This window comes from Kibdelosporangium persicum (assembly GCF_013280595.1).
GTDB lineage: Bacteria > Actinomycetota > Actinomycetes > Mycobacteriales > Pseudonocardiaceae > Kibdelosporangium > Kibdelosporangium persicum.
Window position 1 is genome coordinate 18,302 of sequence record NZ_JAAATY010000002.1, and the last position, 15,525, is coordinate 33,826.

The following is a 15,525-nucleotide window of genomic DNA, read 5'->3' on the forward strand; positions in this document are numbered from 1 at the left end:
GGCAGGTAGCGTGCCGGACATGCGGGTCGCGGGACGCGAGGTGACCATCTCCAGCCCGGACAGGGTGTTCTTCCCTGACCGCGGCGAGACCAAGCTCGACCTGGTCGACTACTACATCGCGGTCGCCGAGCCGCTGATGCGGACCATGGGCGGACGGCCCGTGCTGATGCAGCGTTTCCCCCGCGGTGCGGGTGGACCGTCGTTCTTCCAGAAGCGCGTGCCCGAGAACATCCCGTCGTGGCTGGAGACGACCGTCGTGCAGACGGTCAACGGCACGCCGTCGAAGGCCCTGGTCATCGCCGACGTGGCGCACGTCGCGTGGGCCGTGAACCTCGGGTGCCTCGGGTTTCACGTGTGGCCGTTCCTGGCCTCCGACCCGGCGCACGCCGACGAGCTGCGGCTCGACCTCGACCCGCAACCGGGGACCGGTTTCGCGCAGGCCGTCGAGGCTGCTCACGAGCTGCGGGCGTTGCTGTCCTCGCTGGGTCTCGAGGGGTACTTGAAGACGACAGGCAAGCGCGGACTGCACGTGTACCTGCGGCTTGAGCCGCGGTGGGACTCCTACCAGGTGCGGTCGGCGGCTGTGGCCGTGGCGCGGGAGCTGGAGCGGCGGCGTCCGGACCTGATCACCGCGGCATGGTGGAAAGAGGAGCGCGGCAGGCGGATCTTCGTGGACTACAACCAGAACGCCCCGCACAAGACGGTTTTCGGGGCTTGGTCCGTGCGTGACAAGGTGACCGGGCCGGTGTCCACGCCGTTGTTCTGGTCCGAAGTGGACTCGGTGTCGCCCGAGTCGTTGACCTTGGCTTCCGTTCCCGCGCGACTCGCCGAGCTCGGTGATCCCTGGGAGTCGATGCGGCCGCAGTCCTTGGAGCCTTTGCTGGAGATGCACGAACGGGACATGGCAGCGGGTCTGATGGACGCGCCGTGGCCGCCGGTGTACCCCAAGCAGCCCAACGAACCCGATCGTGTGACGCCCAGCCGGGCGCGGCCGCACTGAGGCTGGAACGGGACGCTTCAGACGGTGACCAGCGGTACTCGCACACCGGCCGCGTCCGCGAGTTTCCCGAGATCACCTGGATCTGACGTCAGCACCGCACCGCCGTGGCTGATCGCGGTGACGACGACGGCCGCGTCCACGACTCGCGGAAGGACTGTCGCAGCGTGAGGCCGGAGAGTTGCCGGGCATGTCGTTCCAGCGGGTCAACCAGCTTGTGAAGCCTCACTGAGGGCATCATCCACAAGTCGACCCGGCGGTCGCGCTCGCACCGATGGCGGGCACCTGCCCCAAGTCACGACATTGACACCTCACTCCGGTGAAGTGGTCCACAATGCACTGATCGGAACACAGGCGAGGTTCTCACCGAACGGGAGTTGCTGGTCGCCGCAGTAGAGGACGAAGCCCGCGCGGAAGCGATCACCGAGTCGCCGTTGCAGGAGGCGAAGCGAGCGAAAATCGTCGGTGCGAACGGTTTCAGCAGCCTTCACCTCGATGGCGACCACACGCCCAGCGTTGTCCTCCAGCACTGCGTCGACCTCGTAGCCGTCGCGGTCTCGATAGTGGTGCAGGCGTGGCATCGTCTGGCTCCAGGTGACCTGACGCGCGAGTTCACCGATGACGAACGTCTCGACGAGCCCGCCTGTCGTGGCGTCGTTGGTTACCCCGGAAACCAGATGGGCGGCCAGGCCGACATCGTTGAAAACCATTTTGGGTGTGGCAACGGCGCGAGTTGTCGCGTTCGCAGACCACCCCGGAATCAACCGGACCAGGTAAACCAGTTCGAGGAGTCCGACGTAGTCGCGAACAGTCGACGCTGGAAGCGCCAGGTCCGATGACAAGCGCGAGTAGTTGAGCAGGCCACCGGACTGGGCGGCGAGCGTCCCGACAAGTCGTCGCATGTCAGAGCCGCGTTGGATGTCCGCGACCTGGTGGACGTCCCTGCTCATGATGTCGTCCAGGTATGACCTGAAGAACTGGGCTCGGCGCCGGGGGGTTGTCCGGCGAACGGCTTCGGGATACCCGCCGCACGACGCGAGAGCCAGGTAATCGCGGCGACGCAGTTCCGAAGCTTTCGCCTGAAGCCGGCTGCCATGGGCGAACGCGGCATCGACAAAACCATCGGGCTCGTCGTGGATCTCGCCCTGGGACAGCGGGAACAGTTCGATCGTCTCCGAACGTCCGGGTAGCGCGTCAGGGAGTTGGCTCAGGCCGAGCAGCCGAGCCGAACCAGTGAGCAGGAATCGCCCTGGGCGAGGGTCGCGGTCGACTACGTGCTTGATCGTCAGCCACAATTCCGGAACACGCTGAACCTCATCGATGAGCATGGTGCCCGGGGCATCCAGAAAGGCCACTGGGTCGGCGACGGCCGAGGCCCTGGTCCGAGGATCGTCCAGATATCGCCGCACACTGTCCGGATGATCGCGCAGGCACAATTCAGCGAGCGTGCTCTTACCCGTCTGGCGGGCTCCGTTGATGATGACGACGCGCGTGTCCTCGAGTGCTTCAGCGACCTGCTCAGCGGCTCGACGCGGGAGGTACTCCTCGGCTCTGCGCACGGCCTGATCATACCGGTGCGTCGTGGATCTGCCGAAGTTCACGTCGCTGGTCTGCCGGAGGTGCTGTCGCCCATCTGCCGAGAGTTCCGCCGTGGATCTGCCGAAAGAGTGTCGAGCCGCGACGGCTTGGTGTGGATCGCCAGCTAGCCTGGATACGTGCCCGCCGCGACCCCTTCCCTGCAGATCGGCCCCTACCAGGTCGATCCTGCCGTCGTGCTCGCACCGATGGCGGGCATCACCAACGTCGCGTTCCGGCAGCTGTGCCGCGAGTTCGGCAGCCCGACCTCGCTGTACGTCTGCGAAATGATCACGGCAAGGGCGATCGTCGAGCGGGACGAGAAGACCATGCACATGATCACGTTCGGCGAGGGTGAGCACCCGCGGTCACTGCAGCTCTACGGCGTCGACCCGGCCACGATCGGCGAGGCCACCAAGATCATCGTCTCCGAGGACCGCGCCGACCACATCGACATGAACTTCGGGTGCCCGGTGCCGAAGGTCACCAAGAAGGGTGGCGGCGCCGCCCTTCCGTACAAGCGACGGCTCTTCGGCGACATCGTCAAGGCGGCTGTGGACGCCGCGGGCGACGTGCCCGTCACGGTCAAGTTCCGGGTCGGCATCGACGACGACCACCAGACGTTCCTGGACGCCGGGCGGATCGCGGAAGCCGAAGGGGCGCAAGCGGTAGCGCTGCACGCGAGGACGGCCGCGCAACGGTATTCCGGGACGGCCGACTGGTCGAAGATCGCCATGCTCAAAGAGGCCGTGACCACGATTCCCGTGCTGGGCAACGGGGACATCTTCAGCGCGGACGACGCCATCAGGATGATGGGCCAGACCGGGTGCGACGGTGTCGTCGTCGGCCGTGGATGCCTTGGCAGGCCCTGGCTTTTCGCCGAACTCCAGGCTGCGCTGAAGGGCGAGCCGGTTCCGGACGGCCCGAACCTCGGTACCGTCGCCCGAATCCTGCACCGGCACGCGCTGCTGCTCACCGAGCACCTGGGCGCCGACAAGGGAATTCGGGACCTGCGCAAGCACATGGCTTGGTATCTCAAGGGTTTCCCGATCGGTTCCGAGCTGCGCCAGAAGTTCGCCTTGGTCGACACGGTCGGCGAGATCGAGGACCTGATCGCGCAACTCGACCACGACGCGCCGTTCCCCGCCGACGCGGAGGGCCCGCGCGGCCGCCAGGGATCGCCCGGCAAGGTCACGTTGCCGGAGGGGTGGCTCGACGACCCGGACGACCGCTCGGTGCCGGTCGGCGCGGACGTGATGCATTCCGGCGGCTGAACGGATAGTGACGCGCCTCACGGCATGGAACGACGCCAAACTGGGTTCCCTGCCATATGGCCTTGGTTGTGGTGCACGGTGTGCTGTCTGACGCCGCGCAGTGGAACGACGTCCGTACCGAACTGACGACCAAGGGCCACCAGGTGATCGCCCGAGACCGCCGTGGCCGGAACGGCGTCGCGCTCGGCTTGGACTACGGCCTCAAGACCGAGATCGAGGACCTGCACCGCGTCCTCGACGAAGCCGGGCCCGATCCTATTCTCTTCGGCCACAGCTACGGCGCCGTGATCGCGTTGCTCGCCGCGCAACAACGCGACGACCTGCGGAGCGTGATCCTCTACGAGCCCATCGCGACCGGCCATCAGCTGCGCGCTTTCGTCGGCGACGCCCCAGAACGGGCCAAGCAGGCGGTGACCGACGGGGACGTCGAAGCCGCCATGGAGATCCTGGTCACGGATGTCTCCCCGACCCCGCCCGACGTCCTGCCGCGCTACCGCGGCAGCCGGATGTGGCAGTCGCAGTTGCCGTTCGTCGCCTCCGCGGTCGAGGAACTGCAGGCCTTGCTGGCGTACGACCTCGACTACGACCAGGTGGCCAAACCCGCCGCGCCGGCCAAGGTCGTGCTGGGCGCCAGGAACGTCGGCACGATGCCGTTCGGCAGGCCGACCGAGACGCTCGCGTACACCATCGGCGCCGAACTCGTCCTGCTCGGCAGCCTGGGCCATGTCGCCCACATGGAAGCGCCCATCCGGCTTGCCGAGGCGATAAGTTCCTAGTCATGCGCGCGGCGTTAGCCTCGGTCGTGCTGCTGGCGGGTTGTTCGACCGCTGTCGCCGGCAGTCCGGTCGCCGGTGACGGGAGTGACAAAGACCTCATCGCCGGTTACTTCGCCGCGTTCGACGCCGCCGCCGCGCGCGGATCCGAGGCGCAGCAGGAGTTCCTGCGCCGCACCCAGCATCCCGACTTCACCGACCGGATCTGCGAGCTTCCGGGCGTCACGATCACCGTCCAGCCGACCATGTCGACGCTGCGGCCGGACACGAAGTGGGCGCCAGAAGGGGCAAACCACCCACGTGGGGACGTCTACGTCGTCGCGGTGTCGTTGACGGTGGTCAAGGACGGTCAGGTGCTCGGCGACCAGATCGGGTCCGAACGGATCGTGGTGCTCGACGGCACCGTTTACGGCTTCATGCCGTGCCTTCGGCAGATGTGAAGCCGACTGCGAGGCGTGTCACATCTCATCACTGGGTTGGCCCAGTCGTTCATCCACCAGATGAGGGATTTCGGCATCCACCTGCCCTCAGTGTCTCAAGCCGGGCGGCCAACCGGTCGACAGACGTACGTGAGGGAGGTGGAGGCGGTGACCGGACTCGGAAGCGGTATCGCCGGGCATGAGCCCGTGTCAGACCCGCCGGAGTGGACCGTGCACGAGGACACAGGCGGCGTGAACACGCCTGACGGGACTTCTCTCGTGCAACTGCACGAATCGATCGCCACCCTGCTCGCGTCCCGTGGCCAGTGGCGTCAGGCCTACCAGCACCTCCGCTCCGCCCTCGAACTCATCCACGCGGACAAGACCGAGGCGCCACGCATCCCCGAGCAGTTGCGCCGTGAGGTCGACCGATTGCGCCGCGAACACGCCGAAGCCAAGGAACAGAGCATCCGAGACAGCCTGACGGCGAGCTACAACCGCCGCTACCTGGACCAACGACTGGTCACGTTGCTCGCCGACCGGCACACCATGCCCGGCGGGCTGGCCATCGCACTGGTCGACCTGGACTGGTTCAAGCAGGTGAACGACACGTTCGGGCATCTGATCGGCGACCGGGTGCTGCAACGCGTCGTCGATCTGCTCCAGGACGGCCTGCCTCCGGACGCCTTCTGCGCCCGCTACGGCGGCGAGGAGTTCGCGTTGGTCATCCCGGGCGTCGACGGTCCGACAGCGGTCGCGATGGCGGAGGCCGCCCGCATCAAGATCGAGAGTCATCCCTGGTCGAAGATCGTTCTCGGGTTGCGCGTGACGGTCAGCATCGGCATCGCGCACGAGCCGACGCTCAGCCTCGGCTCGGGTCCGGAGCGTCAGTTGCGCCACGCCGACGGCTTGCTCTACACGGCGAAGCAATCGGGACGAAACGCCGTTGCCTACCGCGTCGCCGGGCGGACCTACCTGGCGGGGCCGGCGGCTGGACGCAGGGCCGTGACCGAGTCAAGGGCGTTGGCCTTCTGAGCCTCTTCATCGCCCGTTCGGACTAGAACCCTGCGCGGTTCCGCGTACTGAACGTAAACAAAGTTCCTCGGGCAGTCGTCAACAGTGGACACCGCCCGTACTATCGCTGGGCAACGACCACTGTCGGTCTGCAACACTTGAAGCTCCCCGGCGCGTCTGGACAAGCGGGGCCGTGTTGATATCGTGACGTGACTGAGATTGGAGGGAGACCTGGTGGCCGACGAAGATCGCTCGTACGGCACCGGTGCTCGCCGCAGTCGTCACTCGACCGAGGAAGCGTCACCCGAACAGCAGCCACGCCGTCGCAGACGGTCAATGGAGGACTCGGGCGGCGTCAGTGTCTCGGACCTGGTCAAACGCCACTCGCGGACCGACCTGCCGATTCCCCAGGTCAACGGTGCCGCAGGGCATCCGGCGGCGGCGCAGACGCAGACGCGGGCCCCACGACGGGCCATCCGCGACGGCGAACCGGTACCACCACCCCCGCCGCAGGGACCTCCGCCACCAGCGGCATCCCCCCGGCCCCCGCAGGCATCCCGCGCCGCCGCACCACGCAGGCAGGCGCAGCCGCGGCCGGAGCAGCCGGCACAGCAGATGCCGCGCCCGGAGGCCCGTAACCGCGCTGCCGCACAGCCCACCGGCCAGCAGCCGACCGGCCAGCGGCCCGCTCCGACGCCACCGCGTGACGCGACCGGGCAGCGCCCGATACCGCAAACTGGTCAGAACCCCCCGAATCCGGCGCCGAGGCCAGTCGCGCAAGCATCCGGTACATATCAGGTGCCCGCCGCCCAAGTCGCCGCCGCCAAGGTCCCGCCGGCGCCGCGCGGACACACGTCCGGTCCACGGCCGATGCCGCAGAACTCGGCGGCGCTGCCCGCCCCCGCCAAGCAGGCCAACGGGCACACCGGCCAGCATCCGCGGCCGCCCCGCCCGCCTCAGCCCGCACAGCAGCTTCCGGTGCCGAACGGCCGCCCGCCCAAGCCGGTGGGCCAGATGTCCGCCCAGCTGCCGATCCCGCCTGCCCCGCTTGCTCCGCCCGCTGTCGAGCCGGAGGAGCTGGAGCACCACGGGAACCCGCAGATCCCGGCCGCGTTGAAGCGTCCGGCGCCGCCGAGCGAGCGCAAGCCGCTGCCGCCGCGCCGCGACATCGACGCGATCAGCATGACCACGGAGATGGAGGCCATCTCCGAAGACGTCAAGGAGATCCGCCGGGTGGACGCCACCCTGGCGCGGTTCTCCGCCGTGCACGACGAGCTCGCCGAAGAGGAACGACTAAAGAAGGAAAAGCGCGAGCGCTTGATGCCGTGGCTAAAAGGGGAAAGCGAGGGCGACGAAGAGCCTGACGTCCTCGCGGAAACCCAGGCAGCAGGCAACCTCGACCAGGAACTGGCGGACCTTCCCACGGTCAGCGAGCAGCCGGCGGTCGAACCCACTGTGCATACCGAACCCCCCGAGCCGCCGGAGCCGGTCCGCAAGACCGCCGGCGGCGGGGGGACCCGCAAACCGCCACGCAGCCGGCTTGTGCGTACCGGCCGGATCGCCGCCGCGTCCATCGCCGCGGTGCTGCTGGTCGGCACCGGGGCCGTCTGGGGCGGCAAGGAGTGGATCGACGGCCAGTTCCAGGAGATCGAGGCCCTCGACCAGAACTCCTCGGACATCAAGGACAGCGCGGCGCAGTTCGGTGACGAGAACTTCCTGATGGTCGGCTCGGACACCCGGGAAGGCGCCGAGGCCGAGGACGGTGTCGGCACCGCCGCGCAGGTCAAGGGCGCCAGGTCCGACACGATCATGATCGCGCACATCCCGAAGGACCGGAAACGCGTCGTGATGGTGTCCTTCCCGCGTGACCTGGAGGTCCAGATCCCGGCGTGCGAGAAGTACGACTCGGCGACCGGCGACTACGGCGAGCCGACCAAGCCGCTGAAGAACGAGAAGATCAACGCGGCGTTCATGGTCGGCGGGCCGAAGTGCGTCACCAGGGTGATCCAGAACCTGACCGGCCTGAAGATCAACCACTTCGTCGGCATCGACTTCCACGGCTTCAAGGACATGGTTGACGCGGTTCAGGGCGTCGAGGTGTGCGCGTCGCGGCCGATGTACGACACCGAGCTGAAGACCTGGATCGTCGAGAAGCCGGGCCAGAACGTCACGCTGACCGGCGACGCGGCGCTGAACTTCGTGCGGGCCAGGCATGTCCGGGACAGTCCGACCTCCAAGGAGGGCGACAAGACCTCGGACTACGGCCGGATCAAGCGCCAGCAGCGGTTCCTGTCGTCGTTGCTGCGCAAGGCGATGTCCGGCCAGGTGCTGCTGGATCCCACCAAGCTCAGCAACTTCGTCGGCGCCTTCAGCAAGGCGACCTTCGGCGAGGGCATCGACACCGACCAGCTGATCACGCTCGGCCGTTCGCTGCAGAGCGTCGGCGCGGGCAAGGTCACGTTCATCACGGTGCCGACCGTCGGCCTGCCGAACGATCGCGGCAACGAAGTGTTGCGGGACAAGGACAACAAGGCGCTGTTCAACGCGATCATCAACAAGTTGCCGTTGCCGGGCGAACAGCCTGACGGCGCGCCGCAGGCCCAGGCCGGGCAGACGCCGCCGGAGTCGCTGCAGAACCAGCAGGGCCAGATCGTCGACCCGCAGTCGGTGAAGATCCAGGTGCTCAACGCGGGTGCCGCGGACGGCGAGGCCCGCCGGGCCGCGACGTCGCTGCGCAACCAGGGGTTCCAGGTGCTGCAGGCGGTGGACGCTGGCATCAAGATCCCGAACACCGTGGTGAGGTACGGCACGGACATCAACGCGGCGACCACGCTGTCCGCGGCGGTGGTGGGCTCGAAGCTGGAGAAGGACGACTCGCTCGGCGGCGCGGTGGTCGTGATGCTCGGTCAGGACTACAGCAAGAAGATCCAGGCGCCGTCCCAGGGCACGCCCGGCTCGCAGACCACCCCGGCGCCGCCTCCCGCGGCGGAGGTCCCGAAGAACCTGTCGACCGTGAACGCCGGCGACGACAGCTGCGCCTGAGTTGTTGGACCGTGGTTCACCCACGGTTCACTTGGGAATTCGGTAAGAAAGGACACCTGCACGTAGGCTGACCCCATGCGTGAGGCCTACCGTGACCAGCTCGGCCAACTTGCCAACCAGCTGGCTGACATGTGCTCCATGGTCGGCGACGCGATGGCGCTCGCCACTCGTGCGTTGCTGGAGACCGATCTGGCATTGGCCGAACAGGTCATCGGCGACGACTCGAAGGTGGACGACGCCCGCGCGAAAGCCGAGGAAGAGGCGTACGCGCTGCTGGCGTTGCAGGCGCCGGTGGCGACCGACCTGCGGACCGTGCTCGCGGTCATCCACGCGGCGGAGAGCCTTGAGCGGATGGGCGACCTGGCCCTGCACGTGGCCAAGACCGCGCGCCGCCGTCACCCGAACCCCGTGCTGCCCGAGCCGGTGAAGGCCTACTTCGCCGAGATGGGCAAGGTCGCCTGCAAGATGGCGGCGCAGGCGGAAGAGGTCATCCGGACGCAGGACGTCAAGCTGGCCCGTGAGCTCGACGAGACCGACGACGAGATGGACGACCTGCACCGGCACCTCTTCACGGTGCTGATGGACCGCCAGTGGGAGCACGGTGTCGCGGCGGCCGTCGACGTGACGCTGCTCGGCCGGTTCTACGAGCGGTTCGCCGACCACGCCGTGTCGGTCGCGAACCGGGTCGTCTTCGTGGTGACCGGCAAGATGCCGGGCTACGACACCGACGAGCTCTGACCGAGCGAGTCCATCAGGTCTTCCAGCTGTTGCACCAGGCGGATGGTGTCGGCGGGCGCGAACGTCCCGCCGCCATCGTCCGGGTGGGCCTGCGCCATGTACCGGCCCTCCTCGGTGTCCAGCCAGCTCAGCCCGGGTGCTCTGGTCTCCCGCCCTGCTCTGTCCATAACGGACACGACGAAGTACCCGGCGCCGGTCCGAGGTTTGCGCAACATCTCCTGCGCGGCCAGCAGTTGTGCCTGGGAGGCGGTCCGCGCGGGCCGGACCTCGCGTCCGAAGCCTTCGCGTTTCTCTTCGGTGGCAGCGGGTTTCGCCGTTATCGTGACCGACTGCCCGTGCCCTGGCCGCAGTCGCGGCAGCAGGCTCACCGCGGTCCGCGCCAGGGACTCCGGCCGGACGAACTCGAACCGGAACATCTGGTCTTCCAGGGTGACCAACAGGCCGCGTTCACCATCCGTGGAAACCCTTGCGTACAAAGGGCTTTCGTCGTCCAGCGTGCCCATCACCGCGATCGCGACACGGTGACGCGACATCAGCCGCAGCGCTTCCGCGACATCCGGGTCAAGCCGCTCGTCGTGCACCAGCCCCCGGCGGGTCAGGTCCGCGAACACGGCCTGTGCGATTCGCACGCGGTCTTCGACGAAGTCGCCGATTCCGGGCAGCTGGAACGGGAAACGACGGCATTCCACGCCGAGCGCCTCGGCGAGGATGTCCACCGCCGCCAGCGACAACGTGAAGGACTCGGTCATCCGCCGATCACCGGCGGGGTGCTCGCCTTGGTCCCGAACGCCCGGTCCCCGTCGACCAGGTAGTTCTCGGCAGCCGACGCGCCGGGCACGGCTGGATCGATCGAGCGCGAACCAGCGGCGGCCGCGGCCATCGGCGCGACCGCGAAGCCACCCGCCAACGGAACCGCCGCCGCGGCCTGCGGCGTGAAACTGTCGGAAACGGCGCTCTCCGGCGACCCGATCGGCGCGGCCACCCCCGGTGCCGCGGACTGGGGCGTTGTGCCGTCCTGGGGCGTCCTGGGCATCGGCGCGCCCGATCCCGCCATGGCGGGCGGTGGCGCGAACGCGGGCATCGTGGCCGAGTCGGCCAATGCCGCGTCGTACGTCGCCACGACCTCCGCCGCGCGCTGCTGCGCCGCCTGCTGGGCGTTGTAGGCCTTCATGTGGTCGGCGTAGCGGGAGATCCACTGGAGCGGGTCGGTGATCGACCGCAGTTCGGCGTTCGCGGCGTCCACGTCGAACGGAACCGGTTCAGGCATGGCGTTCTTGGCCGCCGCCAACGCTTCCGAGTGTTTCGCGGCCTGCGTGCCCGCCAGTTCGGCGCCCCGGCCTGCGTCGCCGATCCACTGCCCGACCGCGACCATGAACTCCCGTGCGGCCTCGCCCGCGGCCCCGCGCCACTCCTCACGGCTGCTGTTGACCGCGCTGACCACGTCGTCCTGGAACTGCGTCAGCTTCGCGCCCGCCCGCTGCCAGTCGCCCGCCAGCGCGCCGACCTGGTCCGGGTCGACGTTCTCGGTGACCATCGACTTGAGTGTGGGATGGTCGATGTTCTCGTACAGCACGCCCTGCGGAACCGGTGCCTGACGCGTGTCCGGACCCGCGCTGGGCCGCGGCGTGACCTGGACGCGCCCGGCGATCCTGGCCATCAGGTCGGCGATGCCGAGCTCGGACCGACCGGTGGTGCCCACCGTGCCCAGGTCGTCGATGTAGACGCCGTCGGACTCGTTCGGCATGGCCACCTCTTCTCGTTATTTGCGGAAAGTCCCCGCGACCGCGTGCTCGTTCTGCCGGTAGTTGGCCATTGCCTGCCGCACGCCGCTCTCGGCGTCGGACAGCACGTCGGAAAGGCGGGTGAGCTGGGTCAGGAAGCCCTGCTGGTCGGACGCGACCTGCTGGACGAAGGGCGCCATCGCGCGGGCGCCGTAGCTGCCGCCGAGCATGGGTTTCTGGTCGAGCGTGCGCTGGTTGCCGCCGGTCAGCCACTCCCGCAGCATCCGGATCACCCGCAGCAGGTCCTCACCGGCCGCCGGGCTCACGGTGAACTGGCCGGACGTCGCGCTCGCCTTGAAGTTCTTCATGTTCTCGAGCATCTGGTCCATGGCGTTGCGCGCAGGATCATTCCAAGCCGCCGGAACGGTGGACTTCTCATCCTCATACATGAGAACCCCTCGGGTAGCGCCGGATCTGACGGCACGGTATCAACCGAACACCGAGCGTGTCCCTAGCCGGTGCGCAGTTCCACCCACTTGGTCCTTACCTGAAAGCGGTCCGTAACCTCCACACGCGGCGATTCCTGCCAATCACCCAACCGGTAGTGATCCACACCACATCATGCCTCGGATGAGTGAACGCCACTCGTCGGCGGCATTCGGCGCAATTGACGATCATCCAAACGGCGGGAATCCGCCTCGGACAGTCCGAAACCGATCCACATGCGACTCCGGATTCCGGACAGAAAGTCCCAGCTCCCTTGCGGCACAGCGGTTACGTCCACCCTTGAAGCGGCGCCCCCGCCCGGGCCCGCCATCGCCGCGGCATTCCGAATTCCCTCGGCCGATTCAGGGACGTTGATCTTCCGCGGCGAATGACGACGGGCACACCCGGCAAGACCAAATGCCGTAAACGGTACCGCCGATCGGGCGTAAGACGCGTAGCTTCACTCATTCTGAGCGGGGTCTGCCCATACGAGGTGTGGTGTGGTGTCGTTCCGGCCACGGACATACCTCAGAGCGTTCTCCGGGCTGGCCAATGCGTACTGATTTCTGCCGTCAGCCGTGATCACGTAGGCGCCGTCGTCCAGCGCCATGCCCCAGGCGACGACCTTGGCGTCGACGTGTTCGCCGTACTCCAGCACGACCGCGAAGACGCGAGGCGCCTGGTCGGCGACCATCTCGGCGACCGCCCATCTGAGGACAGCGTGCTGTACGGGCCGCGTGACCGCCGCATCGGCGTAAGAACGGCGAAAAGCGAACGGGCCGCCAGGAAGGTGTCCTGGCGGCCCGTGCGGTTTTGTCCTCGAAGATCAGCCGAAGCGGCCGGAGATGTAGTCCTCGGTCGCCTTCTCGGTGGGGTTGGAGAAGATCTTCTCGGTGTCGTCGATCTCGATCAGCCGGCCGGGCTGGCCGACGCCGAGCAGGTTGAAGAACGCCGTCTGGTCGCTCACCCGCGCGGCCTGCTGCATGTTGTGGGTGACGATGACGATGGTGTAGTCCTTCTTCAGCTCGGTGATCAGGTCCTCGATCGCCAGCGTCGAGATCGGGTCCAGTGCCGAACAGGGCTCGTCCATCAGCAACACGTCGGGCTGCACGGCGATCGCCCGCGCGATGCACAGACGCTGCTGCTGGCCGCCGGACAGGCCGCCGCCCGGCTTGTTCAGGCGGTCCTTCACCTCGGCCCACAGGTTGGCTCCGCGCAGCGCGCGCTCGGCCACCTCGTCGAGCTTCTTCTTGTCCCGCACGCCTGCGAGCTTCAGGCCGGCCACCACGTTGTCGCGGATGGACATCGTGGGGAACGGGTTCGGGCGCTGGAACACCATTCCGATCGTCCGGCGGACCGACACCGGGTCCACTGAGGACGCGTAGATGTCCTCGCCGTCCAGCAGCACCTCGCCCTCGGCGCGGGCGCCGGGGATGACTTCGTGCATCCGGTTGAGCGAGCGCAGCACGGTGGACTTGCCGCAACCGGACGGGCCGATGAAGGCCGTCACGTTGCGCGGCGGCACGGACAACGTCACGCCGTCCACCGCGTGGAACTTGCCGTAGAACAGGTTCAGGTCTTTGACGTCTATGCGCTTGGCCATGGCCGCCTCACTTCGTCTTCACGGCGGTGAGCCGCGAGATCACGGTTGCCAACAGGTTGATCACGGTGATGATCAAGATCAGGGTCACCGCCGCGCCCCACACCCTGGCCTCGCCGATCTCGTTGGTGGTCAGCCGCTCGGAGTTCATGAACAGTGGCAGCGACGCCATGTTGCCACCGAACGGGTCGTAGTTGATGAACTGCGTGTAGCCCACCAGGATCAGCACCGGCGCCGTCTCACCCATGACACGGGCGACCGCGAGCATGATGCCGGTGATGATGCCGGACAGCGCGGTGGGCACGACGATCTTCACGATCGTCTTCCACTTCGGAATGCCCAGTGCGTACGAGGCTTCCCGCAGTTCGTCCGGAACGATCTTGAGCAGTTCCTCCGTGGTCCGCACGACGACCGGGATCATCAGCAGCACCAACGAGAGCGACACCGCGAAGGCGCTGCGGGGCAGGCCGAGCGTGGTGACCCACAGCGCGTAGATGAACAGCGCGGCCACAATGGACGGCACACCGGACAGGATGTCCACAGTGAACGTGATCCACTTGGCCAGCTTGGAGTCGCGGCCGTACTCGACGAGGTAGATCGCCACCATGATGGCGATCGGGACGGCGATGACCGCGCAGATCAGTCCCTGGACCAACGTGCCGTAGATGGCGTGGTACGCGCCGCCGCCCTCCTGCCGCCCGGTCAGGCCGGCCAACGACTTCTGCCACCAGTCCGCGGTCAGGACGTGGGTGAAGCCCTTCTCGAGCACTGTCCACAGCAGCCAGACCAGCGGTGCGACGGCGATCACGAACGCGGCCGAGACCAGCACGGTCGCGGTCATGTTCTTCGCCCTGCGGCCCGAGGAGATGTGCTGGAACGCGGGTGCGGTCGCCGGCCGCTGGAGATCGGTGGTGGTCACTCGTACTCCTTCTTGCCGACGATGAACGACCGCGCGATCGCGTTGACCACGAAGGTCAGCAGGAACAGCACCAGACCGGCGGCGATGTACGCGCCGGCGCTGCGTGGGTCGTTGAACTCCGCGGCCGCGCGAGCGATCTTCGACGCGATCGTGTCGCCGCCGTCGAACAGGCTCCAGCCGAAGGTCCGCGAGGTGGTCGCGAGGATGATCATCACGGCGATGGTCTCACCGAGGGCACGGCCGAGACCGAGCATCGACGCGCTGATGTACCCGGCCTTGCCGAACGGCAGCACGGTCGTGCGGACGACTTCCCACCGCGTGGCGCCGAGCGCCAGCGCGCCCTCGATCTGCATGGTCGGTGTCCGCTCGAACACCTCACGGGAGATCGCCGTGATGATCGGCAGCAGCATCACGGCGAGCACGATGCCCGCGGTGAAGATGGTCTGGCCGATCGAGCGGTCGACGTTGCCGGTCTCGAACAGGAAAAGCCAGCCGAACACGGAGTTCAGCCAGCCGGTGACGGGCTCCAGCGTGGGCGCCAGCACGACGGCGCCCCACAGGCCGTAGATGATCGACGGCACCGCGGCGAGCAGGTCGATGACGTACGCGAACGGCCGGGCCAGCCTGCGGGGCGCGTACTGGGTCAGGAACAGCGCGATGCCCAGTGAGATCGGCATCGCGATGATCAGCGCGAAGATCGAGCTGAACACCGTGACCAGCAGCAGGTCCAGCACACCGAACGAGAGGTTGGTCGGGTCACCGGCCACCCATTCGCGGCTGAACAGGAAGTTCGCCTTGTTCGCGATCAGTGAGGGGACCGCCTGCGCCAGCAGGAAGACGCCGATCGCCGCGATCATCACGACGATCAGGATGCCGGCGCTCTTGGCCAGCCCGGAGAAGATCCGGTCGCCGGGGCGCACGATGACCTTGGCCGGCTGATCCGCCGACGGCGGCCGAGGGTCATGGG

The 15,525-nt window shown here is 67.6% G+C and carries 16 protein-coding genes; 7 read left to right on the plus strand and 9 right to left on the minus strand.

Annotation, left to right across the window (positions count from 1 at the left end; all coding sequences use genetic code 11):
- Window positions 1-19 precede the first annotated feature (19 nt).
- Window positions 20-1,000: a non-homologous end-joining DNA ligase gene (ligD, locus tag GC106_RS04585; protein ID WP_173124777.1), complete on the plus strand. Its 981-nt coding sequence runs from the start codon at window positions 20-22 to the stop codon at window positions 998-1,000.
- A gap of 17 nt (window positions 1,001-1,017) precedes the next feature.
- Here the strand turns inward: ligD and GC106_RS48675 are convergent, their stop codons facing one another.
- Both GC106_RS48675 and GC106_RS04590 read right to left on the minus strand, forming a co-directional pair.
- Entirely contained in the window at window positions 1,018-1,140 is a 123-nt protein-coding gene (locus tag GC106_RS48675) for a hypothetical protein (RefSeq protein WP_281368380.1), read from the minus strand.
- A 168-nt stretch (window positions 1,141-1,308) separates the two neighbouring features.
- The gene (locus GC106_RS04590) at window positions 1,309-2,556 is read right to left on the minus strand and encodes an ATP-binding protein (protein ID WP_173124778.1); all 1,248 of its coding nucleotides are present in this window, start codon (window positions 2,554-2,556) and stop codon (window positions 1,309-1,311) included.
- A 156-nt stretch (window positions 2,557-2,712) separates the two neighbouring features.
- Between GC106_RS04590 and dusB the strand changes: the two genes are divergently transcribed.
- The 6 genes from dusB (at window position 2,713) to phoU (ending at window position 9,832) form a co-directional block, all read left to right on the plus strand.
- Window positions 2,713-3,846 carry a tRNA dihydrouridine synthase DusB gene (dusB, locus tag GC106_RS04595; protein WP_173124780.1) on the plus strand — a complete coding sequence of 378 codons (1,134 nt, stop codon included), beginning with the start codon at window positions 2,713-2,715 and terminating at the stop codon, window positions 3,844-3,846.
- A gap of 56 nt (window positions 3,847-3,902) precedes the next feature.
- Window positions 3,903-4,622, plus strand: coding sequence for an alpha/beta fold hydrolase (locus GC106_RS04600; RefSeq protein ID WP_173124782.1), 720 nt, complete (start codon window positions 3,903-3,905; stop codon window positions 4,620-4,622).
- Between the two features lie 2 nt (window positions 4,623-4,624).
- Window positions 4,625-5,059: a hypothetical protein gene (locus GC106_RS04605; RefSeq protein WP_173124783.1), complete on the plus strand. Its 435-nt coding sequence runs from the start codon at window positions 4,625-4,627 to the stop codon at window positions 5,057-5,059.
- A 147-nt stretch (window positions 5,060-5,206) separates the two neighbouring features.
- Window positions 5,207-6,073 carry a GGDEF domain-containing protein gene (locus tag GC106_RS04610; RefSeq protein ID WP_312872424.1) on the plus strand — a complete coding sequence of 289 codons (867 nt, stop codon included), beginning with the start codon at window positions 5,207-5,209 and terminating at the stop codon, window positions 6,071-6,073.
- A 213-nt stretch (window positions 6,074-6,286) separates the two neighbouring features.
- Window positions 6,287-9,094, plus strand: a complete 2,808-nt coding sequence (locus GC106_RS49205; RefSeq protein WP_173124786.1) for an LCP family glycopolymer transferase — start codon at window positions 6,287-6,289, stop codon at window positions 9,092-9,094.
- Between the two features lie 75 nt (window positions 9,095-9,169).
- Complete coding sequence (gene phoU / locus GC106_RS04620; protein WP_173124787.1) at window positions 9,170-9,832, plus strand: phosphate signaling complex protein PhoU; 663 nt, start codon at window positions 9,170-9,172, stop codon at window positions 9,830-9,832.
- On the opposite strand, the gene GC106_RS04625 is transcribed toward phoU, so the two are convergent.
- The 7 genes from GC106_RS04625 to pstC form a co-directional block, all read right to left on the minus strand.
- Window positions 9,811-10,581, minus strand: coding sequence for an ESX secretion-associated protein EspG (locus GC106_RS04625; RefSeq protein WP_173124788.1), 771 nt, complete (start codon window positions 10,579-10,581; stop codon window positions 9,811-9,813). The genes phoU and GC106_RS04625 overlap by 22 nt on opposite strands.
- Window positions 10,578-11,576, minus strand: a complete 999-nt coding sequence (locus tag GC106_RS04630) for a WXG100 family type VII secretion target (RefSeq protein ID WP_173124789.1) — start codon at window positions 11,574-11,576, stop codon at window positions 10,578-10,580. The genes GC106_RS04625 and GC106_RS04630 overlap by 4 nt, the downstream gene beginning before the upstream one ends.
- A gap of 15 nt (window positions 11,577-11,591) precedes the next feature.
- A complete protein-coding gene (locus tag GC106_RS04635) occupies window positions 11,592-12,002 on the minus strand; it encodes a hypothetical protein (RefSeq protein ID WP_173124790.1) in 411 nt (136 codons plus the stop codon).
- Window positions 12,003-12,499: 497 nt separating this feature from the next.
- Complete coding sequence (locus tag GC106_RS04640; RefSeq protein WP_173124791.1) at window positions 12,500-12,733, minus strand: hypothetical protein; 234 nt, start codon at window positions 12,731-12,733, stop codon at window positions 12,500-12,502.
- 132 nt (window positions 12,734-12,865) lie between these two features.
- Window positions 12,866-13,642 (minus strand): phosphate ABC transporter ATP-binding protein PstB, encoded by a 777-nt coding sequence (gene pstB / locus GC106_RS04645; protein WP_173124792.1) that lies wholly within the window; start codon window positions 13,640-13,642, stop codon window positions 12,866-12,868.
- A gap of 7 nt (window positions 13,643-13,649) precedes the next feature.
- Window positions 13,650-14,558, minus strand: a complete 909-nt coding sequence (pstA, locus tag GC106_RS04650; RefSeq protein ID WP_312872426.1) for a phosphate ABC transporter permease PstA — start codon at window positions 14,556-14,558, stop codon at window positions 13,650-13,652.
- On the minus strand, window positions 14,555-15,478 hold the full coding sequence (gene pstC / locus GC106_RS04655) for a phosphate ABC transporter permease subunit PstC (protein ID WP_312872486.1): 924 nt from the start codon (window positions 15,476-15,478) through the stop codon (window positions 14,555-14,557). The genes pstA and pstC overlap by 4 nt, the downstream gene beginning before the upstream one ends.
- Window positions 15,479-15,525 lie beyond the last annotated feature (47 nt).